We start from the raw sequence: 3,682 nt of genomic DNA on the forward strand, positions 1-3,682 counted from the left end.
CGGCGTGGCCGTCGCGGTCGCCGGCGTCGCACCGGCCCTCATCGGCATCGTCGTCGTGTTCGCGATCGCCGCGGTGATCGCGGTGGCATCGCCGCTGCGCGACGCCCGACATGACGACGGCGACGACGACGCCGGCGCGTCCGACGAGTGACACTCGCCGGCGCAGAGCCTCAACCGCGCGACTCGTGCGCGGCGATGGCGAGCTGCACGCGGTTGTCGAGCCCCAGCTTCGTGAGGGCGCTCGAGATGTGCGCCTTGACGCTGCCCACCGACAGGTAGAGCCGCTCGGCGATCTCGGCATTGCCGAGGCCGTCGGCGACCGCCAGCGCCACGTCGCGCTCGCGTTCGCTGAGACCGGTGAGGGGATCCTCCCGTGAGGGCGAGGCACCGCGGGCGACCTGCGCGATCAGCTGCCTCAGCACCGTCGGCGACACCGTGGCCTCGCCTGCGGCGGCAGCGTGGATCGCAGCGATGAGGCGATCGGGCGGGGTGTGCTTGAGCAGGAACCCGGATGCCCCGGCCCGCAGCGCGTCGAGCACCACCGGCTCCGCGCCGAACGTCGTCAGCATGATGACCGCGGGGTGCGGCTCCGGCCCGGACCGCACCTGCCGGAGCGCGGCGATGCCGTCGACCCGCGGCATCCGGATGTCCATCAGGACGACGTCGGGGTGCGCGTTCGCGACCTCCGCCGCTACCAGGTCTCCGTCCGACGCCTCGGCGACGACGTCGATGTCCGGGTCGCCTGCGAGCAGCATGCGCAGCCCCGAGAGCACGAGGGGGTCGTCGTCGACCAGGAGCACGCGCACTGTCATCTCGCCCCCACCGGCAGCTCGGCCCGGAGCAGGAACTCGCCGCCCTGGATCGTCGTCTCGAACCACCCGCCGTCGATGCGCACGCGCTCCTGGAGTCCCACCAGCCCGTTGCCGTCGCGCGGCAGGTCGTGGATGGTCACGCCCGGCGGGACGGGGTTCGACGCCAGCACCGTCACGTGCGACCGGTCCTGAGTGAGCCGCACGGTCACCAGAGCGCGCGGGGCGTGCTTGCGCGCGTTCGTGAGAGCCTCCTGCACGACGCGGTAGACGGTGCGCTGAGTACTGTCGCGCAGGCGGCCGCCGCGGGTCTCGTTCACGAAATCGACCCGCTGGCCGGCGGCGACTGCGGCGTCGATGAGATGCGGAAGATCGGTCAGGCGCGGCTGCGGTGCGCCGGTCGCGAGCTCGTCGTCGCTGCGCAGCAGCCCGAGGAGCTCCCGCAGGTCCTCGACGGCGGACTGCGCGTTCTCGCGGATGACGCGCGCGGCGTCCTGCAGCTCTGCCGGCGTCGGAGAGGTCGGCGACGTCGCGCGGTACTCCAGCGCGCCCGCGTGCATCGACAGCAGCGAGATCCGGTGCGCCAGGACGTCGTGCATCTCGCGGGCGATGCGCTGCCGCTCGTCGTGGCGGATCGTCGCGAGACGCTCCTCGTAGCGCTCGCGGTCTCGGGCCGCGGTTGCCCGCAGGCCCACGATCAGCTGACGCCGGGCGCGACCGAGCAGGCCGATGCACACGCACAGGGCATACAGCAGCGGGATGAGCACCACCCACACCTGCCACGGCATCCCCGGCAGCGGCAGGAACAGGTGGTACGGCAGGGCCGTCAGGATGTGCGCTGCCGTGACGGCGAGCGCCGCCCTGATCGGCGCGAGCAGTCCCATGCGATAGACGGACACGAGCGCGCCCGCCCCGGCAGCGATGGCGAGTGCACCCGGGACGAGCATGAGGATGCCGACCGCGAGCGGATAGCGGCGCGTCCACCAGATCGACGCGGTCGCGATCGCACCGAGGACGAGGTCCCACGTGCGCCACCAGTCCGGGAGCTGCGGGTTGGTCGCAGGGACCGCGACCTGGATCCACAGGAGCACCGCGACTGCGAACAGCACCGAGTCGGTCAGCCACTCGAGCCTCGTCCGTCCCACCGCGGGCGACAGCACGACGGCAGCCCGGCGCCACGCGGACGCCGGCGCCTCGGTCGTGGCGGACATGCCTCGATGATACGAACCGCCGCGGCCGCGGCATCCGTTCGGCGTTCATCCCTGGCCGATCGGCCGGGGATCCTGGTCGATCGGCGGTGGCGGAACCCGGCGCGGGCCGATGGAGTGGGCTCATGCCACTCATCGAAGACACGTCGTCGCCCGACGTCCCCGCGCTCGAGATGCGCGCACTGCGTCGCGAATTCGGCGACAAGACCGCCGTCGACGACATCGACCTGCAGGTGCCGATGGGATCGTTCTTCGGCCTCGTCGGACCCAACGGCGCCGGCAAGACCACCGCGCTGTCGATGGCGGTGGGGCTGCTGCGCCCGTCATCGGGGCACGCGTTCGTGCAGGGCGTGGACGTGTGGGCCGATCCCGTCGAGGCCAAGCGGCGCCTCGGGGTGCTGCCCGACGGTCTCGCCCTGCCCGAACGCCTGACCGGAGGCGAGCTGCTGACCTACTGGGGACGGTTCCGCGGAATGCCGAGCGACATCGTCGCTGCGCGCGCCGCCGAGCTGCTGCGCATCCTCGAACTCGACGAGGCCGAGAACCTCGGCACTCTCGTCGGCGAGTACTCCACCGGCATGCGCAAGAAGATCGGGCTCGCGACCGCGCTCCTGCACACGCCGAAGGTGCTCGTGCTCGACGAGCCGTACGAGGCGGTCGACCCCGTCAGCGCCCGGGTGCTCACGCGGATCCTCCGTCGCTTCACCGAGACGGGGGGCGCCGTGATCATCTCGAGCCACGTGATGGCTCTCGTCGAACAGCTGTGCGACCGCGTCGCGATCGTCGCCCGGGGGCGGATCGCCGCCCACGGGACGCTGGACGATGTGCGCGCCGGCGCGAGTCTCGAGGACCGCTTCGTGGAGCTGGTCGGAGCCCCCGAGGTCGACGAGGAGGAGCTGTCGTGGATCGGGGGCTGATCTCTCTCAAGTTCGCGATGCTCCGCAACACCTCCGCGGGGCTGCGCAAGGCCGGCTGGGTGCTCGGCGCCGTGCTCGTGCTCGCGACCTGGGCGAGCGCCGTGGTCGCCCCCGACGCCGCCGTGCGCCACTCGGTGCTGACGCTCGTGTTCGCGATGTGGCTCGTGGGCGCCATGCTCGGCCCGGTGCTCACGAGCGGCGCGGGCGTCGTGCGCGCCGACTACTTCGCCCTGCTCCCGGTGTCGAGGCTCGCGCTCGGGCGCGGTCTTCTCGCCACGGTGTTCGTCGGGGTCGCCGCCGCGTACGTGCTCGCGGCCCTGCTGACCAACGCGTGGCACGCCTCGGCGCTCGGCATCGCCGCACTGGCGGTCGCGGTCGTCGGCGCGGCGCTCACGTGGATCTTCGTCATCGCGATGTCGCGGCTGGTCTACGGTGCGCTCGGCGCTGCCATGCGCACTCGCCTCGGCATCGAGATCGCGGGCGTGCAGTGGGGGTTGTTCTTCGCCGTGATGTTCACCGGCTGGATGGTGGTCTCGGTCGCCTTCCAGTCCATTCCGCAGCTGCTGCAGGACGGACTGCCCCCCGGGCCGATCACGACGGTGCTCGATGCGATCCCCACGTCCTGGTCGGTGCTCGCGGCCGAGGCGGCCGGTCAGGGAGACGTCGGGCGCGCGGCTCTGCTGATCCTCGCGCTGGTCGCGCTCGATGCGGTGGTCATCGCCGCCGCCGTGCCGCTGCTCGTTCCGCG

The 3,682-nt window shown here is 72.3% G+C and carries 4 protein-coding genes; 2 read left to right on the forward strand and 2 right to left on the reverse strand.

Annotated elements, in window-relative coordinates; translation table 11 throughout:
- Positions 1-170 precede the first annotated feature (170 nt).
- Positions 171-812 (reverse strand): response regulator, encoded by a 642-nt coding sequence (locus EIO58_RS14365; protein WP_127820105.1) that lies wholly within the window; start codon positions 810-812, stop codon positions 171-173.
- Positions 809-2,020 carry a sensor histidine kinase gene (locus EIO58_RS14370; protein WP_127820106.1) on the reverse strand — a complete coding sequence of 404 codons (1,212 nt, stop codon included), beginning with the start codon at positions 2,018-2,020 and terminating at the stop codon, positions 809-811. The genes EIO58_RS14365 and EIO58_RS14370 overlap by 4 nt, the downstream gene beginning before the upstream one ends.
- A 122-nt stretch (positions 2,021-2,142) precedes the next feature.
- Between EIO58_RS14370 and EIO58_RS14375 the strand changes: the two genes are divergently transcribed.
- Together EIO58_RS14375 and EIO58_RS14380 are read left to right on the forward strand one after the other, a co-directional pair.
- On the forward strand, positions 2,143-2,934 hold the full coding sequence (locus EIO58_RS14375; protein ID WP_127820107.1) for an ABC transporter ATP-binding protein: 792 nt from the start codon (positions 2,143-2,145) through the stop codon (positions 2,932-2,934).
- A partial coding sequence (locus tag EIO58_RS14380) for a hypothetical protein (RefSeq protein WP_240658881.1) occupies positions 2,919-3,682 on the forward strand: 764 nt, incomplete at its 3' end. The genes EIO58_RS14375 and EIO58_RS14380, both read left to right, overlap by 16 nt.

The sequence above is a fragment of the Microbacterium sp. CPCC 204701 genome (assembly GCF_004010105.1).
In the GTDB taxonomy this organism is placed as follows: domain Bacteria; phylum Actinomycetota; class Actinomycetes; order Actinomycetales; family Microbacteriaceae; genus Microbacterium.